This is a genomic window from Kribbella deserti (genome assembly GCF_042434725.1).
In the GTDB taxonomy this organism is placed as follows: Bacteria; Actinomycetota; Actinomycetes; order Propionibacteriales; family Kribbellaceae; genus Kribbella; species Kribbella deserti.
On record NZ_JBHLTC010000032.1, the window covers coordinates 27,104 to 42,900 of the forward strand.

The 15,797-nt window shown below is 68.4% G+C and carries 14 protein-coding genes; 9 read left to right on the forward strand and 5 right to left on the reverse strand.

Going from position 1 to position 15,797, the window contains the following annotated elements; all coding sequences use genetic code 11:
- Positions 1-76: 76 nt before the first annotated feature.
- On the reverse strand, positions 77-1,387 hold the full coding sequence (locus ACFFGN_RS24735; protein WP_380051810.1) for an MFS transporter: 1,311 nt from the start codon (positions 1,385-1,387) through the stop codon (positions 77-79).
- A gap of 167 nt (positions 1,388-1,554) precedes the next feature.
- Between ACFFGN_RS24735 and ACFFGN_RS24740 the strand changes: the two genes are divergently transcribed.
- On the forward strand, positions 1,555-2,973 hold the full coding sequence (locus tag ACFFGN_RS24740) for an AAA family ATPase (protein WP_380051812.1): 1,419 nt from the start codon (positions 1,555-1,557) through the stop codon (positions 2,971-2,973).
- A 138-nt stretch (positions 2,974-3,111) separates the two neighbouring features.
- Here ACFFGN_RS24740 and eat read toward each other — a convergent pair whose 3' ends face one another.
- Positions 3,112-4,548 carry an ethanolamine permease gene (gene eat / locus ACFFGN_RS24745; RefSeq protein ID WP_380051814.1) on the reverse strand — a complete coding sequence of 479 codons (1,437 nt, stop codon included), beginning with the start codon at positions 4,546-4,548 and terminating at the stop codon, positions 3,112-3,114.
- Between the two features lie 195 nt (positions 4,549-4,743).
- On the opposite strand from eat, the gene ACFFGN_RS24750 reads away from it, so the two are divergent.
- The 7 genes from ACFFGN_RS24750 to ACFFGN_RS24780 all read left to right on the forward strand — a co-directional run bounded on the left by ACFFGN_RS24750 (position 4,744) and on the right by ACFFGN_RS24780 (position 12,817).
- Complete coding sequence (locus ACFFGN_RS24750; RefSeq protein ID WP_380051816.1) at positions 4,744-6,105, forward strand: glutamine synthetase family protein; 1,362 nt, start codon at positions 4,744-4,746, stop codon at positions 6,103-6,105.
- Positions 6,086-6,823: a gamma-glutamyl-gamma-aminobutyrate hydrolase family protein gene (locus tag ACFFGN_RS24755; protein ID WP_380051818.1), complete on the forward strand. Its 738-nt coding sequence runs from the start codon at positions 6,086-6,088 to the stop codon at positions 6,821-6,823. Before ACFFGN_RS24750 ends, ACFFGN_RS24755 begins: the two co-directional genes overlap by 20 nt.
- A complete protein-coding gene (locus tag ACFFGN_RS24760; RefSeq protein WP_380051820.1) occupies positions 6,820-8,181 on the forward strand; it encodes an aldehyde dehydrogenase family protein in 1,362 nt (453 codons plus the stop codon). Before ACFFGN_RS24755 ends, ACFFGN_RS24760 begins: the two co-directional genes overlap by 4 nt.
- A 3-nt stretch (positions 8,182-8,184) precedes the next feature.
- Positions 8,185-8,964, forward strand: coding sequence for a 3-oxoacyl-ACP reductase (locus ACFFGN_RS24765; RefSeq protein ID WP_380051822.1), 780 nt, complete (start codon positions 8,185-8,187; stop codon positions 8,962-8,964).
- A gap of 10 nt (positions 8,965-8,974) precedes the next feature.
- Entirely contained in the window at positions 8,975-9,691 is a 717-nt protein-coding gene (locus ACFFGN_RS24770) for a FadR/GntR family transcriptional regulator (protein ID WP_380051824.1), read from the forward strand.
- Between the two features lie 137 nt (positions 9,692-9,828).
- Entirely contained in the window at positions 9,829-12,591 is a 2,763-nt protein-coding gene (locus ACFFGN_RS24775) for a helix-turn-helix transcriptional regulator (RefSeq protein WP_380051826.1), read from the forward strand.
- A gap of 4 nt (positions 12,592-12,595) precedes the next feature.
- A complete protein-coding gene (locus tag ACFFGN_RS24780; protein WP_380051828.1) occupies positions 12,596-12,817 on the forward strand; it encodes an SCO4848 family membrane protein in 222 nt (73 codons plus the stop codon).
- On the opposite strand, the gene ACFFGN_RS24785 is transcribed toward ACFFGN_RS24780, so the two are convergent.
- A complete protein-coding gene (locus ACFFGN_RS24785) occupies positions 12,789-13,571 on the reverse strand; it encodes a helix-turn-helix transcriptional regulator (protein WP_380051830.1) in 783 nt (260 codons plus the stop codon). The two genes, ACFFGN_RS24780 and ACFFGN_RS24785, sit on opposite strands and share 29 nt — an antisense overlap.
- A gap of 49 nt (positions 13,572-13,620) precedes the next feature.
- Between ACFFGN_RS24785 and ACFFGN_RS24790 the strand changes: the two genes are divergently transcribed.
- Entirely contained in the window at positions 13,621-14,031 is a 411-nt protein-coding gene (locus ACFFGN_RS24790) for a DUF2000 family protein (RefSeq protein WP_380051832.1), read from the forward strand.
- Here the strand turns inward: ACFFGN_RS24790 and ACFFGN_RS24795 are convergent.
- Positions 14,028-15,230 carry a WD40/YVTN/BNR-like repeat-containing protein gene (locus tag ACFFGN_RS24795; RefSeq protein ID WP_380051834.1) on the reverse strand — a complete coding sequence of 401 codons (1,203 nt, stop codon included), beginning with the start codon at positions 15,228-15,230 and terminating at the stop codon, positions 14,028-14,030. The two genes, ACFFGN_RS24790 and ACFFGN_RS24795, sit on opposite strands and share 4 nt — an antisense overlap.
- Positions 15,223-15,738, reverse strand: a complete 516-nt coding sequence (locus ACFFGN_RS24800; RefSeq protein ID WP_380051837.1) for an RNA polymerase sigma factor — start codon at positions 15,736-15,738, stop codon at positions 15,223-15,225. The genes ACFFGN_RS24795 and ACFFGN_RS24800 overlap by 8 nt, the downstream gene beginning before the upstream one ends.
- Positions 15,739-15,797 lie beyond the last annotated feature (59 nt).

Genomic DNA, 15,797 nt, shown 5'->3' on the forward strand with positions numbered 1-15,797 from the left:
GCTCCTCGGATCGGGCCGCTGGGCGGGCGGCCGGTTGAGGAGATTTTGAGCGGAACGACGGGAAGTGCCTAGCCGTTTACTGTCCGGATCGTGCCACGGCAGAAGTAGGCAATTCGGCCGCCTGGCGGATGTCTCGTCTCACCCGCACCAGGAGTGCACAGGCGATCAGCGAGGCCACGCCCGGGATCAGGTGGCCGACGGTCCAGGAGCTGTGCTCGATGATGACGGCGAGGACCGGAGGTGTCGCGGCGGCCGCGAGAAAGGCGGCGGTGTTCTCGAGGCCGATGGCGGCGCCGGTCTGTTCCGGTCCGGCCAGCTCGGCCGCCACCAGGTTGGCCATACCGTTCCAGGAGATGGCGAGAGTCGCCGCCAGTACGATGACCACCAGGACCACCGGCGTCGGTGCTCCGGCCGTTAGAACGACGGCAGCACATCCGGCCGAGATCAGCCCGGCCACGATCGCCAACGGCCCGATCCGTTCGGCGGTGCGGTCCGTCCAGGCGCCGTTGACCAGCCGGGCGACGGCGCCACCGGCCTGTGCGATCGCCAGTACGAGAGCGGCGGAACTGACCGCGACGGCCTGCGCGGTGGTGAGGTACTCGACCAGCAGGGCGGTCAGCGCGAACTGCGGTACGACGAGTAGCCCGGCCGCGAGGCTGACGATCCACAGGCGCCGGTCCGTCAGGATCGACCTCGGTTTGCCGGTCGTACTGGCCTTTGCCGCCTTGAGTGCCGCCTTGAGTGCGGCCTTGTGTGCGACCTTGTGTGCGACCTTGGGTGCGGCCGACGGCATGACCGGCGCGGAGGGCACGAACGGGCGCATGAAGGCCAGTACGACGATCGCCGCGACGGTGCAGAACGCCGCTAGCAGGTGATACACCGCCGGTACGCCGTACGCGCGGGCCACCGGCGGCAGCACCAGCGCGGCGAGACCGGCGCCTAGCGGCGACGAGGTCTGCCGGATGGCCATCGCGAGGCCCCGGCCCTTGGCGGGGAACCACTGCATGACCGCACGTCCGCTCGCCGCGTTCACCGAGGCGCTGGCCGCACCGCCCGCGACGAGCAGCGCCAGGACGGCCGCGATGCTTTCCTGCCGGGCCAGGAGCAGCAGGGAGGCGGCGCCGGAGAGCATGCCGACGGCCATGACGGGTCGTTCGCCCCAACGGTCCGCGGCCAGGCCCCACGGCAACACCGCCGGGGTGATACCGAGGCTGACCGCGCCGAGCAGTACGCCGATGGTGCTGAGGCCGATGCCGTAATGCGCGCGCAGAGCCGGCGTGATCGAGGCCAGCCCCTGCGCATACGCGGCCCCGGCGGTCATCGCGAACAGGCCGGTCAGCAAAACCACCCAGCGATACGACGCACCCCGTTGTTCGTCGTCGGACATACGCTCACCTTAGACACCGCGTCCGCTATTCGGGACCAATTGTCTCAATATGTGAGCACCTAGTTTGTGACGCGCCCCTGCCGATCGATGAACGCAGACGGTGGCCCGGTCGTCGTGGACCTGGGGAAGGGGAGGATGGGCGGACCGATCGGGAGCTGGGGAGACTGATGACTGGACCGGATGAGATCGCGGAGTTCACCAGGCTGTTCCAGGGGTTTCTGGAGCGGATGCAGATGCCGCCGGTCGCGGCCGGCCGGGAGGCGCTTGGGCCTCGGTTGAGTGAGCATCTCGGGGTGGACGCGACCAGCTTGCCGGTGGTGACGGCGACGTTCCCCGCGTTCGACCTCCCGAACGTGCAGCTCGCGGTCGAGGCCTGGTTTGACGAGTTCGAGCTGGTCGGCCTGGCTGGTTCCGACCGCGGGCACTATCCGTTCGCGGAACTACTCGAGATCGCCGCCCAGCAGTACCGCTTCGCGATCGGCTCGGTGGACTACCAGCGGCTGTCCATCTCGGTGGACCAGGAGATGGATTGTGTCGCTTTCGGGTTCTATCTGGGCAAGCAAGGCGACGACCGGTACGTGACGTTGCTGCGGGCACCTAATCCGCAGTACGGCAGGAACAACGTCCAGCTCGAAGTGGTTGCTCTCAGCAAGGAATCCGGTCAGCGCTTCCTGGCCGCGTTGCCCGGCTTGATCCGCGAGCGCAACGTGTTCCGCGGCCAGATCGTGTCGTTCGAGGGACACGAATTCGGTCATGGTGTTGGGCCGTTCCGGCTGCACCCGAGGCCGGGAATCGCCCGGGAGGACGTCGTACTGCCCGAGGGGGTTTTGGAGCGGGTGGAGCGCGAGGTGATCGGAATCGCCGAACACCGCGAGGCGCTTCGCGATGCGGGGCAGCACCTCCGCCGCGGCGTACTGCTCTATGGCCCACCAGGAACTGGCAAGACCCACACCGTGCGGTACCTGCTGTCGCGGTTGCCCGAGTTCACCGTGGTGCTGCTGGCCGGGACGAGCATCGGGTACATCGCCGAGGCCTGTGCGCTGGCCCGGATGCTCCAGCCCGCGCTGGTCGTGCTCGAAGACTGTGACTTGGTTGCGGAGTCTCGCGAGTTTTCTCGTGGTGGTGGGCCGCTGCTCTTCCAGGTTCTCAACGAGATGGACGGTTTGACCGAGGAAGCCGACGTGGCCTTCCTGCTCACCACCAACCGCGCCGATCTGCTGGAGCCGGCGTTGAGTCAGCGCCCAGGGCGGATCGACCTGGCGGTGGAGGTGCCTTTGCCGGATGCGCCGGGTCGGGCGCGGCTGCTGTCGCTCTACGGACCGGCTTTGACGCTCAGTCCGGAATGCGTCGCCGAGGTGGTGGAACGGACCGAGGGTACGACCGCGTCGTTCGCCAAGGAGTTGGTACGCCGCGCCGTGCTGCTCGCCGCCGAACAGGGCTCGGCCATCCCCGGCGATACCCACCTCCGCGCCGCCACCGACGACCTGCTCTCCGCCCGCGATACGCTCACCCGCCGCCTCCTCGGCGCCACGGACAACCCCCCAGTCCCGTCGTACGCCGCCCCCGAACCCGGCCTCGCCCCGTAATCACCTTCCCCTTCGCGCTGCCGAGGTCTAACCGACTTTGCGACGATCGGACCCGTTCTGCCGCTGCGAGGCCGCCTGTACGTGACAGGCAGCGGACGAGCGGCAAACGGGTCCGATCGTCGCAAAGTCAGTACGGGCTTAGGAGAGTTCGGATTCGGCTTGGTGGATGGCGGCGAATTCTTCTTCCGGGGCTGAGGCGACCAGGTGGTGGCGGCTGTAGAACCAGAAGTAGGCGATGGCGATGACGAAGATGCCCGCGGTGATGGCGGCGGCCAGTTCGTCCACGATGAACGTGGCGATGACCGCGGCCACCGCGAGCACCAGTGCAACCGACGTGGTCACGATGCCGCCGGGCGTGCGATAGGGCCGAACGAGGCCGGGCTCGCGGACCCGCAGGACGATATGCGCCAGCATCATCAGCACGTATGACACGGTGGCGCCGAAGACCGCGATGTTGATCAGCAAGGCGCCGTTCTTGGTGATCGCCGCCAGTAGGAAGCCGACCGTCGCCGGCACGATCAACGCCAGGTACGGCGTCTTGCGCGAGCCGGTCACCGACAGGAATCGCGGCAGATACCCCGCCCGCGACAACGCGAACAGCTGTCGTGAGTACGCATAAACGATCGAGAAGAAGCTCGCCACCAACCCGGCAAGGCCGACGTAGTTCACGAAATCCGCCACCCACGTTCCGCCGCCGAGCGCCGTACGCAAGGCCTCCGGCAACGGGTTGTCCGAGTTCGCGATCGTGCTGGAACCGGCACCACCGGGCGCGAAGACCAGCATCAACGCGGCGAATCCCAGCAGGATCAGCATCGCGGTGATGATGCCGCGCGGCATGTCCTTCTGCGGATCGCGCGCCTCTTCGGCGGCCAGCGGTACGCCTTCCACCGCGAGGAAGAACCAGATTCCGTACACGAGCGCGCCCAGGACTCCGGCGTACCCGAAGGGAATGAACTCGTTGGCGCCCGCGGCGGAGGTCGGCACGATGTCGAAGAGCTTGTCCGCCGAGAACTGCGGGATCATCGCGATCACGAACACCACGAGTGCGACCACGGCGATGGCGGTGATGACCATTGTCAGCCGGAGCGCCTCGCCCACGCCGTACAGGTGGATGCCGACGAAGATCACGTAGCACGCCAGATAGACGGGCCAGCTGCTGGTCAGGCCGAACAGCCCGAGCGCTTCAACGTACCCACCGATGAAGGTCGCGATGGCCGCGGGGGCGATCGCGTACTCGATCAGGATGGCGGTGCCGGTCGCGAAGCCGCCGAGTGGACCGAGCGCGCGCCGCGCGAAGCCGTAACCGGCTCCAGCCACGGGGATGGCGGAGGCCAGTTCGGCCAGGCCGAAGACCATGCAAGTGTACATCGTGGCCATCAGTACGGTTGCGATCAGTAGACCGCCCCAACCGCCCTCGGCCAGGCCGAAGTTCCAGCCGGCGAAATCGCCGGAGATCACGTACGCCACGCCTAGGCCGGCCAGTAGCACCCAGCCGGCGGCACCCTTCCGGAGTTGCCGGTGCTCGAGGTATTCCTTGCCGACCTGCTGGTAGTCGACGTTCGCCTTACGCTTCATCGCTGCGGTCTCCGCTCGCCGGGCCGGACCAGAGCTGGGCAGTCAATGGTCTACGGCCAGACCACTAGTGTCTGGCCGCCGGGCCGGGTGATGTCAAGGGATCGCGCACATTGACATCGCAGTGGTGCGGCGGCCTACCATGGCTTCAATGGACTGACGGCAGACCAATAGACCGCCAACCGCCCGGGAGCCCGCGTGACGTCGAACGGCAAGCTGAGTGTCTCCGAACTGCGCGATCTGGTCGGTCTCGGCCAGATCGATACGGTCCTGGTCGCCATCACCGATATGCAGGGGCGCCTGCAGGGCAAGAGATGTGGCGCGCGGTACTTCGTGGAGGAGGTGCTGGCCCACGGCACCGAGGGCTGCAACTACCTGCTCGCGGTCGACGTCGACATGAACACGGTCGACGGCTACGAGATGTCCTCGTGGGAGAAGGGCTACGGCGATCTGCTGATGGCTCCGGACCTCGACACGCTGCGGCTGGTGCCGTGGCTGCCCGGTACGGCGATGGTGATCTGCGACATCCAGTGGCTCGACGGCAGTCCGATGCCCGCCTCGCCCCGGCAGATCCTGCGCAAGCAGCTCGACCGCCTCGCCGAGCGCGACCTCGTGGCGTACGTCGGTACCGAGCTCGAGTTCATCGTCTTCAACGACACCTTCGAAACGGCCTGGAACAAGCGATACAGCGGCCTCGAACCGGCCAACCAGTACAACGTCGACTACTCCCTGCTCGGCACCGCCCGGGTGGAACCGCTGCTGCGGGACATCCGCAACTCGATGACCGGCGCCGGGCTGTACGTCGAATCCGCCAAGGGCGAGTGCAACCTCGGCCAGCAAGAGATCGCCTTCCGGTTCGACGAGGCCTTGCGCACCTGCGACAACCACTCGATCTACAAGAACGGTGCCAAGGAGATCGCGGCGCTGCACGGCAAGAGCCTCACGTTCATGGCGAAGTTCGACGAACGCGAGGGCAACTCCTGCCACATCCATCTGAGCTTTCGCTCGACCAGCGGTGAGGCGGTGCTGGCCGGAGACCGCCCGCACGGGTTCTCCCGGTTGATGGAGGGCTTCATCGCCGGGCAGCTGGCCTGCCTGGAGGAGTTCACCTATCTGCTCGCGCCGAACATCAACTCCTACAAGCGATTCGTGCCCGGCAGTTTCGCGCCGACGGCCGTCGCCTGGGGCCTGGACAACCGCACCTGCGCCCTGCGGGTGGTCGGCCACGGCGAATCCCTGCGGGTGGAGAACCGCCTGCCCGGCGGCGACGTGAACCCGTACCTGGCCGTGGCCGCCCTGATCGCGGCGGGCCTGCACGGGATCGAGAACGAACTGGAGCTGGAGCCGATGTTCGAGGGCAACGCCTACACCTCGGACAAGCCGCACGTGCCGACCACGCTCGGCAAGGCGGCGGAGCTCTTCGGCACCAGCGCCATCGCGCGCGACGCCTTCGGCGACGACGTGGTGGACCACTACGTCAATGCCGCCAAGGTCGAACTGGACGCCTACAACGCGGCGGTGACCGACTGGGAGCGGATCCGTGGTTTTGAACGCCTCTGACCTCGCCGAGCGCCGGCCGCGGATCGGTATCACCACCTATCTCGAGCCGACGATCTGGGGTGTCTGGCATCGCGACGCGGCGCTGCTGCCCCGGGTCTATCTCGACGCGATCGACGCGGCGGGCGGCGTACCGCTGTTGCTGCCGCCGGTCGGTACCGATCCCGAGGTCCTCGACATCCTGGACGGTCTGGTCATCGCGGGTGGTTGCGATATCGATCCAGCCGGGTACGGCGCCGAGGCGCATCCGGAGACGGTCGACACCCGGCCCGGGCGGGATCAGCACGAGGCGATCCTGATCCACGCCGCGCTGCAACGCGACCTGCCGCTGCTGGCCATCTGCCGCGGACTGCAAATGCTCAACGTGGCGCTGGGCGGCACGTTGCACCAGCACCTGCCCGACGTGGTTGCCCACAACAACCATCGGCCGAAACCCGCGGTCTTCGGCACCACCGAGGTCAAGGTGGAACCGGACAGCCTGACCCACGAGGTGCTCGGCGAACTGACCACCGTGCAGTGCTATCACCACCAGGCCATCGACAAGGTCGCGAGCGAACTGCGCGTGACCGCCCGCTCCGACGACGGCACCATCGAGGCGGTCGAATTGCCGGGCAAGGGATTCGCGCTCGGCGTGCAGTGGCATCCCGAGGAGTTCCCCGACGACCTCCGTCTATTCACGGCACTCATTGCCGAAGCGCGCAAAGAAAGGGCCGCGAAGTGACGTACGACGTGATCAACCCGGCGACCGAAAAGGTCATCACCTCGATCGAGCTGGCCTCGGTCGAAGAGACCGACGCGGCGATCGACCGGGCCGCGAAGGCCTTTCAAACCTGGCGTAACGTCAGCCCGGCGGACCGCGGCCGGTTGTTGCGGCGCTTCGCCGACGCGGTTGACGCCGATCTGGAGAACCTGGCCCGGATCGAGGTGGAGAACGCCGGCCATACGATCGGCAACGCCCGCTGGGAGGCCGGCAACGTCCGCGATGTGCTGACCTATTACTCGGCGGCGCCCGAGCGGCTGTTCGGCAAGCAGATTCCCGTTGCCGGAGGCGTCGATATCACCTTCGCCGAACCGCTTGGCGTGGTTGGCGTGATCGTGCCGTGGAACTTCCCGATGCCCATCGCGGGTTGGGGTTTCGCCCCGGCGCTTGCCGCGGGCAACACCGTCGTACTCAAACCGGCCGAGCTCACGCCGCTGACCGCGATCCGGCTTGGCGAGCTGGCGAAGCAGGCCGGTCTTCCGGAGGGCGTGCTGGAGATCCTTCCCGGCCAGGGCACGGTGGTCGGCCAGCGCTTTGTCACCCATCCCCAGGTGCGCAAGGTGGTTTTCACCGGTTCGACCGGTGTCGGCAAGCAGATCATGGCGGGCTGTGCCGACCAGGTGAAGCGAGTGACGCTGGAGCTCGGCGGCAAGAGCGCGAACCTGATCTTCGCCGACGCGGACCTGGAGAAGGCCGCGGCCCAGGCGCCGTACGGGGTGTTCGACAACGCGGGCCAGGACTGCTGCGCGCGGTCGCGCATCCTGGTCGAGCGCAAGGTCCTCGACCGGTTCATGGCGCTGCTCGAACCGGCGGTCCAGGGTGTCAAGGTCGGCGATCCGGCCGACGAGGCGACCGAGATGGGCCCGCTGATCTCGAAGACGCAGTTCGATCGCGTCTCTGCCTATGTTCCGGACGACGCGCCCGTCGCGATCCGCGGTAGCAAGCCGGACGGGCCGGGCTACTGGTTCGCGCCGACGGTGCTCGCGCCGGTCAACGAGACGGACCGGGTTGTCACCGAGGAGATCTTCGGCCCGGTCGTGGTGGTGGTGCCGTTCGAGGACGAGGCCGACGCGCTGCGCCTCGCCAACGACTCGCAGTACGGCCTGTCCGGCTCGATCTGGACCCGGGACGTCGGCCGCGCGCTGCGGGTGGCCCGTGGGGTGGAGGCCGGCAATCTGTCGGTCAACTCGCACTCGTCGGTGCGGTACTCGACGCCGTTCGGCGGCTACAAGCAATCCGGGCTCGGTCGTGAGCTCGGGCCGGACGCGCTGGACGCGTTCACCGAGACCAAGAACATCTTCATCAGCACGGAGGACTGAGATATGACCGACGTCAAGGCAAGCCGGCTCATCGACCGGGTCGCGGTCGTCACCGGTGGTGCGAGCGGGATCGGCCTGGCCAGCGTGCGGCGGCTCGCCGCCGAGGGCGCGAAGGTGGTGATCGGCGATCTCGATCCCACCACCGGTAAGGCCGCCGCGGACGAGGTCGGCGGCCTCTTCGTGCAGACCGACGTGACCAGTGAGACCGATGTCGAGAACCTGTTCAAGCAGGCGAACGACGTCTTCGGCCATGTGGACATCGCCTTCAACAACGCGGGCATCTCCCCGCCGGAGGACGGCTCGATCCTGGAGACCGGGATCGAGGCCTGGCGCAAGGTGCAGGAGGTCAACCTGACGTCGGTCTACTACTGCTGCAAGTACGCGATTCCGTACATGCAGAAGCAGGGCAGGGGCTCGATCATCAACACCGCCTCGTTCGTCGCGGTGATGGGCGCGGCCACCTCGCAGATCTCGTACTCGGCCTCCAAGGGCGGCGTGCTGGCGATGAGCCGGGAACTCGGCGTGGAGTTCGCCCGCCAGGGCATCCGGGTCAACGCGCTGTGCCCGGGCCCGGTCAACACCCCACTGCTGAAGGAGTTGTTCGCCAAGGACGAGGAGCGGGCCAACCGCCGCCTGGTGCACGTGCCGATGGGCCGCTTCGGCGAACCCGAGGAGATCGCCGCCGCGGTCGCCTTCCTGGCCAGCGACGACTCCTCGTTCATCACCGCCAACACCTTCCTCGTCGACGGCGGCATCTCCGGCGCTTACGTAACGCCCGTCTAGGCTGACCCGTGTGAGCGGAGCGGATGAGGCGCTGTTCCGGCCGGTACGAACGGGTAACCCGTTCGAGGAGACGGTCGAACGGTTGCTGCAGGCAATCAAACTGGGCGTGGTCGCGCCTGGTGACCGCCTGCCCGCCGAGCGTGATCTGGCCGCCCGGCTGAACGTCAGCCGGGTCACCTTGCGCGAGGCGATCCGGGTGCTCACCGAAGCGGGGTACGTCGAATCGCGCCGCGGCCGGTACGGCGGCACGTTCGTCAACGACCGGCTGCCCAAGCCGCGGGCCAGGCCAAAACGCAAGATCGCTTTGGAACTCGGTGAAGGACTCGAGGACGCGCTGGTGCTGCGCTCCGCACTGGAATGCGGCGCGGCCCAGGCGGCCGCCGCCCGCGAGCTGGCCGCGGCCGAACGCGAACACCTGAACCGTTGCCTGGCCGACACTGCCTCGGCCAAGCTGGGGGACTACCGGCGAATGGACTCGCGGTTGCACCTCGCGATCGCCGAAGTCAGCGGATCGCCTTCGCTCACGTCGGCCGTCGCGGACGTGCGCATGCGGCTGAACGAGTTGCTCGACGCGATCCCGCTGCTGGAACGCAACATCGAGCACTCCGATCAGCAGCACCAGCTGATCGTCGACGCGATCCTCGCCGGCGACGCCGAGACGGCGCGTCAGGCGATGGACGAGCACCTCGGTGGAACGGCGGCACTATTGCGCGCATTTCTCATGTGACGCAAAACCGCCACGCACGAGGGCCGAATGTTGCGTCCGGCGGGTGACGGGGAGGTTTACTGGTATGACACTCGACGTGTCCATTGGCATCGAGCTGTGATGGTGGGGGACGGTGAACCTTCGGGAGAATGTGTCGGATGACTGACGACGAGCTGATTGGCCGCGCCGGCCTGGTCGAGCGCGCCCGGAAACAGCTCGAAAGCGGCGGCAGTGTGCTGCTTTACGGCCCGACCGGTATCGGCAAGTCCGCGACCGGTCGCGCGCTGGTGGCGGAACGGGCGCGCGCCGGTTGCCGCGTGCTCAGTGCCGCGCCGTCACAAAGCGAAGCCGGCCTGCCGTATGTCACTCTGCTCGACCTGCTCTCCGACCAGCTCGAACTCGCCTGGCAGGTCCTACCCGACCATCTCCGCCAGCCGCTCGAGGTCGCGCTGCTCAAGGCGAGTGCGCCCGACTCGGTTCGCGACGAACTCGCGGTGCGGCTCGCCGTACTGCATGTGCTGCGGCGGCTCGCCGGCAACGGCCCGGTGCTGCTGGTGGTGGACGACATCCAGTGGGCCGATCCGTCCAGCCTGGAGGTGCTGACGTTCTGCGCCCGCCGGCTTACGGAGGGCGTGCAGATGCTCGCCACCGAGCAGGTCGCGGACGGGGATCTGCCGATGATGGCCGAGGCCTGTCCCGAGCCGGTGCTGCAGGTCGAGGTGCCGGCGCTGACCGAGCAGGACGTGCTCGCGCTGTTGCGCAGCCGGTTGTACGAGCCACTGCCCGTGCGTACGGCCCGGCGGATTTTCGCCGCCAGCGCGGGCAATCCGTTCATGGCGCTCGAGCTCGGACGCGCCGTACTCAGGCATCCCGAGGGTGTCTCGCCGAACGATCCGCTGCCGGTGTCGAGCCGGCTGAAGACCTTGCTCGGGGATCGCCTGGCCGACCTTGATCCGGCCACCCGCGAGCTGTTGCTGCACGCCGCGTCCTCACCGCGGCCGACCGTCGCGCAGCTCGCGTTGTCGATCGGCCACCCGATCGACGCGGAACTGGCCGACGCCGAACGAGTCGGCCTGATCGACATCTCCGCCGGCCGGCTGCGCTTCAGCCACCCGCTGCTGCGCGAGTTCGTGTACGCCGACGCGACGTCCGCGACCCGCCGGCAAACCCACGCCCGGCTCGCCGCGGTGGTCGACGAGCCGGTGGAGATCGCCCGGCATCGTGCTCTTGCCACCCAGGAGGCCGACGAGAGCCTCGCCGCCTCGCTGGACGAGGCCGCCACGGTCGCCGGTGGCCGGGGTGCGCCCGGCGCGGCAGCGACGCTGTGGCGCCTCGCCGCCGACCGTACGCCGACCGAGGCCCCCGCCGATCGGGCCCGCCGCCTGACGAATGCCGCCGAGGCCGCCGCCTCCGCCGGGCATCTGGCCGAGTCGGCCGAGGTGGCCCGGCTCGCCGTACAGGTGGCCCCGGATCCGGCCAGCCGGGTCGAGGCCTCGCTGCTGCTGATCGACGCCGTCTGGTCCGACCGGGACGAGCGGCTGGCCTTGCTCGACCAGGCCTTCGCCGACGCGCAGGGTGACGACCGGCTCGAGGCCCGCGTGCGGATCCTGCGCAGCGCGAGCGCCTACTTCGATCGGCGGCTGCGCGATGCCGCCGAGGACGCCCGGATCGCGGAGGAGCTCGGCCGCCGCTGCGGTGATACCGAGGCCGTGGTGGACGCGTTGAACGCGGCCAGCTCGGTCGAGATCCACCTCGGCAGTACCAGTGGTGAGTCCGACCGGCTGCTGGCCGAGGCGGCGAGCCTGGCCGAGGGCCTCAAGCTGACCAAGAGCGTCGTGCACGCCCGCCAGATGGCCGCGATGCGCAAGCTGTTCCGCGGGCATACCGCCGAGGCCGTCACGGCCATCACCGCGCTCACCGACGAGGTGCGGGCGGTCGGCGCGATCCACTGGCTGGCCTCGGTACTGATCTCCGCGACGGCCATCTTCGAACGCAGTGGCCGTGGCGCGGAGGCCCTCGTCGCCGGGCAGGAATGCCTCCAGCTGATGCTCGACATCGGCGACGAGCCCGAGGTCGCGATGGTGGTCGCCGCCCGCGCCGAGTGGGCCGGAGGTATGGCGCAGGCCGCGCGGGATCTCGCCGAGGCGGCGCTGGAGCGGTGCAACGAGGTCCACAACGAGGAGTGGACCGGTCCCGCGCTGGCCAGCTGCGGTATGGCCGCGCTGCTGCTCGGTGATCCGCAACGGGCCGTGGAGGCCTTCGGCGCGATCGACAAGTTCCGCGATGCCGCCATGCCGTACGACCCCGCCGTCATTCCGTGGCACGCCGACTACATCGAGGCTCTGATCGCCTCCGGGGATACCGGCGAGGCCTCGACCGTGATCACAGATATCCGTGCCCGTGCGGTGAAGCTCGACCGCCCGGTGACGCTGGTCGGCCTTGGCCGGGTGGAGGCCTTGCTGGTCGCGAAACAGGGCGACCCCGGTAAGGCCCTGGAGATGCTGGACCACACGGTTTCCACCGTCGGCGACCGGTACTACCCGCTCGACCTGGCCCGTTGCGAACTCGCCCGCGGCCGGATCGCACGGCAGGCCCGGCGCCGGTCGATTGCCCGCTCGGCCTTTCTGGACGCGATCGAGCAGTTCGAGCGTTGCGGCGCGCCGGCCTGGCGGGAGGTGGCCGAGACGGAGCTGGCCCGCCTCGACGTACCGAGCCGGACCCGGCAGCCGTCCGAGCTGAGCGACAACGAGCTGCAGATCGTGGCGATGGTCCGGGACGGTTCCACCAACCGGGAGATCGCGGCGGCGCTCTACCTCAGCGTGAAGGCGGTCGAGTCGCAGCTGACCCGGCTCTACCGGCGCTTCGGTGTCGCGAATCGCACCCAGCTGCTGCGAATGGTCGATCGCGGCAGCGCACAATAGAGCCGTGAAGTTCGAACGCAAGCATGCTCTGGTCCTGATCGCCGTCGCCGTCTGGAACGTGGTCACCTACGCCACGTTCATCAAGAACCTGGCCAAGACCGAAGGGCGGCCCACCGGCTACTACGTGGCCCACGGCGTCCTGATCGTGGTCAACCTCGGCATCGCCGCCGTGCTCGGCACGTGGGGCGCGAAGGCCCTCAAGGCCGCACGAACGCAACCGGACTGACCCCGAGCAGCCGGCGGAAGTGCCGGTTCAGGTGTGACTGGTCGTAGAACCCGGCCCGTACGGCGACCTCGCCCGCGGGTTGTCCGTCGAGCAGGTACCGCCTGGCCAGATCGACCCGGCGCCCGGTCAGATACCGATGCGGTGGCAGGCCGAACTCCTTACTGAAGGCCCGCACCAGATGCGCCGGATGCGCGTGCAGTTCGCCGGCGGCCTCCGCCAGCGTGATGCCCTCCGCCGTACGGGCGTCCAGCAGCTCGCGCAGGCGTACGGCGAGGCTCGGGTCCTTCGTTTGTGGTGCCTGGAAGCGCCGGGTGAGGTGCTGCCCGAGACGTTCCTTGATCAGGGTGAGGCGGCTCTCGGCCTCGAGGTTCTCGTGGTGCTGCGCGAGCACCTTATGCAACTGGTGGAGCCGCTGCCGCAAGACCGGATCGACCAGGCCAGGGTGATCGACCGCCGCCCCGATCAGATCCAGCGGCAGGACGTCGGGCTCGAGGTAGATGACCCGTTTGCTGAACCCGCCGGGCCTGACCGAACGGCCGTCGTGCGGCACCTGCGGCGGCAGCACCGTCACCTCGGAGTTGATGACGCCGTGCTCGCGCTGATCCAGCCCGTACCGTACGACGCCCTGGTCGAGCACCATCAACGTCCACGCGTCGTGCACGTGGCTCGGATACGCGTGCGCCGGGAAGTGGGCGTGCAGCACCTCGCGAATACCCGTCACCGGCGGGCGCCACGCCATGACCTTCGACTCCACGTTTAAAACGTACAAGACGCGTGGCCGGCTCGTTGGCGAGAGTGAGGCGGTGAACTTCGATACCAAGATCGCCGTGCTGCTGCGGGACGACCTGCTCGGCTGGCAACGCCTGAACGTGACCGCTTTCCTTGTCAGCGGCCTGGGTGCCCGAGTGCCCGAGCTGATCGGAGCGCCGTACGCCGACGCGGACGGGACGCGGTACCTGCCGATGTTCCGCCAGCCCGTGCTGGTCTTCCAGGGTGGCAAGGAGGTGCTGGTGGCGGCCCACTCGCGCGCCGTGGGCCGTTCGTTGCCGCTGGCCATCTTCACTTCCGACTTGTTTGCCAGCGGCAACGACGTCGACAACCGCGCGGCGGTGCGCGCCGTACCGGCCAACCAGCTCGACCTGGTCGGCCTTGCGTTGTACGGGCCCAAGAACGCCGTCGACAAGGTGCTCAAAGGGGCACGGATGCATCCTTAGCGCGGTGTGACGGTTTGCCAGTCCTTGCCGCGGTTGTTGCTCACGGCAACCGAAGTGGGGCCGCTCTTGCCGTAGAGCAACTTGCCGTCACCGGCGAGATCGTCGCGCAGTTGCGGCCAGCCGTCGGTCTTGACGGCGGTGCCGTTGCTGTTGATCCGGTACGCGGTCGGCGGCGCGTTCAGTTCACCACCCTGGCCGACGATCACCCCGGTCCCACCGCCGAACGCGACGGGCCCGGCCAGCCGCGCGAACGGATGCCCGGTCACTTTGCGCCAGGTCTTGCCGCCATCGCTCGACAACACCATCGACCCGATCGCCTCAACCGTTGCCCCGTCCTTCCACGATGTGGCGATCACCGTCTGTCCGTCATGACTGACCGCCACCCGACTCGGCCGGTGGCCGTCGGTGACCGCATGCCGCTTCCAGCTCTTGCCGCCGTCGTCGGTCCAGGAGATGTGCCAGGGCGTCGACGTACTGGCGCCGGCGGCTTGGCTGACGATCCACCAGCGGTTGTTCGGTCCTTGCACCGGTGAGTGGGCGACCTCGTTGAAGGGCAGCCGGAGTGGCCGCAGCGTCGCGTTGGCCACGTTCAGCACCCGGAGTTCGCCTGCGCCGATGAGAACCTCGCCGCTGCCGAAGGTGCTCGTGGCCGCGACGTTGCGTAGGGGGCGTTCCTGGTAGCCCAAGTTGGTCAAGCTGGCCATGAGTGGATCGCCTGACGCCTTGTTCTGCGGCAGAGCGATCGCGTGCACCTCGTCGCCGTACTGCACCGGTGTGAAGGCGAAATTGCGTACCGAGGTCGCTACGCTGACGCCGTCGCGGTGCAGTCGTGCGGCCCAGCGGCACGGCTGTGGCTCGCAATCGCTCCAGCCGGCCATCCAGCTGGCAGACGTGCCGTAGTGAAACCTGTCCAGGGTCGCGTCGGCCGACTTGATCAACGCCTCGCCCTCGCGGCTCGGTCCCGGCTGGGCGGTGGCGGACGTGTTCGGCTGCGTGGCAACCGGGGGACTTTCGCTCCGTCGTAGCTCGGTCGGCAGCAGCACGGCCAGGATCGCGACAGCGGTTGCCGCGCCAACGCCGGCGGCGGCGAGCAGTTGCTTGCGGTGGCGGCGCTTCGTGCCCTTGCGCTGGATCGCGTCGAACGGCGCGGGCTCGACCTGCTCCTGGACCGACCAGGCGAGGTCCTTCAGTTCAGACATGGTCAACCTCCTCGGCGTCGTCGGCGAATTCGTGCACAAGCGGTGCGAGCCGGCTCCGCCCTCGGGCCAGCCGCGCCTTGATCGTTCCTTCGGGTACGCCGAGCATTCCCGCGATCTCCCGAACCGGCAGGTCCGCGACGTGGTGCAGCGTGATCGCCTCGCGCTGCTCGTACGGCAGTTGGCGAAGCCCAGCCACGAGCGCGACGTGATCCGCCGAAAGCCCCGGCAGCTCCGTAACCGGTGGTGGCATCGCCTCGGCCAACCGCCCGCGAAACCGGCTGGCCCGGCGATACCTGGTCCGTACGACGTTGAGCGCGACGGTTCGCAACCACGCCTCCGGATTGTCGACCTGAGCGAACCGCCGGGGCTTTTCCACCGCCCGGACGAACGCCTCCTGAACGGCGTCCTCCGCCTCGCTCAAACTCCCGCAGATCGCGAACAACTGGCCGACCAGCCGGCGGTAACACCCGTCATAGATTTCCCTGACCCGTTCCTGCTGCCCACTCATCCGGCCCTCCAGCCCCCAGCCCACCGTCTCCCCCAACGACCTCCGGCGCCCCCCTTCAG